Source organism: Mycobacterium nebraskense, assembly GCF_002102255.1.
GTDB classification, from domain to species: domain Bacteria; phylum Actinomycetota; class Actinomycetes; order Mycobacteriales; family Mycobacteriaceae; genus Mycobacterium; species Mycobacterium nebraskense.
In genome coordinates this window covers 1-1,250 of the sequence record NZ_LQPH01000083.1, presented here as the reverse complement: position 1 = coordinate 1,250, position 1,250 = coordinate 1, and the positions used below count along the sequence as shown (strand labels likewise).

1 protein-coding gene is annotated in these 1,250 nt (G+C 67.3%); it reads right to left on the bottom strand.

Annotated features, from left to right (window positions below; genetic code table 11):
- The coding region (locus tag AWC17_RS09380) for a PPE family protein (RefSeq protein WP_085164536.1) at nt 1-1,248 on the bottom strand (1,248 nt) is incomplete at its 3' end.
- Nucleotides 1,249-1,250 lie beyond the last annotated feature (2 nt).

The window sequence follows — 1,250 nt, the reverse complement described above, 5'->3', positions numbered from 1 at the left end:
TTCTCCGGCCGATGGTGGGCGTGTGAGCACGCTGTAGCGGAATCCGTATTTGTGTGAGTAGCCCGCGGCGGCGGTGCGTCGGCCGATGGCGCCGGTGGGCATGCCGCGCAGCAGGGCATTGCCCGGCGGGCTGGTGGACCCCGCGGCCTGCACGGGGATGGCCTCGGCCTCAGCGGCATTGGCCGGGCTGACCGCGGAGGTCAGCGTGGCCCACTGCTGGGGAACCGACAACGCCCCGACGTGCGCGGCCTGGCCGGCACCGGCCGAGATGGCCCCACCACCGACGTTGCCCAAGTTGCCCAACCCCAACTGGGCGAACTGCGGCGTGGGGAACCAGGCACCACCGGCACCGGCCGTGCTACCACCAGGACCGAACACCAACTGCTGGGCGATCGACGAACTGAACTGCGCCAGACCATTCGAGAAATACGCCAGGCCCGTGTTTCGTTTGAGGAGCGTGTCATAGATGCCCGGGGCAAGCCCCAGATAATTGTTGGTCGGGGTGGGCGGCCCGCTCTGCAAGAAATTCTGGATCGCACTGGTCAACAAGGTGGACGGCCCGGTTTGCGTCGTCGTACTCGCCGCTTGCGGCGCGGCGACCGTGGCGAACTGCGTAGTCGCCAGCTGCGAGGTGCTCGAGGCCACCGTCTGCGCGGAATTGCCCGCCGGCTGCTGGGCGGCCTGAGTCAGCGCCAACGCCTGATCGGCCACCCCATCGGGAGTGGTGGTATTGGGCGGCGCCTCAAACGGCGCCAACTCCGACGCCGTCGCCGAGGCCGCCGCATAGCCATACATCGCCGCCGCGTCCTGAGCCCACATCTCCATGTACTGGGCCTCAGTCGCCATGATCGCCGGGGTGTTCTGCCCAAAAAAATTCGTCGCGATCAACGTCGCCAACAACACCCGATTAGCCGCAATCACCGGCGGAGGCACCGTCATGGCAAACGCCGCCTCAAACGCCGCCGCCGCCGCCCGACCCTGACTAGCCGTCTCCTCAGCCAACCCCGCCACCACACCAAGCCAACTCACATACGGCAACACCGCCGACACCATCGACGACGACGCCGGACCCACCCACGGCCCACTAGTCAGCTCCGAAACCACCGAGCCATACCCACTAGCCGCCGTAGCCACCTCCGCAGCAATCTCATCCCACGCCGCCGACGCCGCCATCAACGGCCCCGAACCCGGACCCGCATACATCCGACCGGAATTCACCTCCGGCGGTAACGCCCCGAAGTCAAACACCT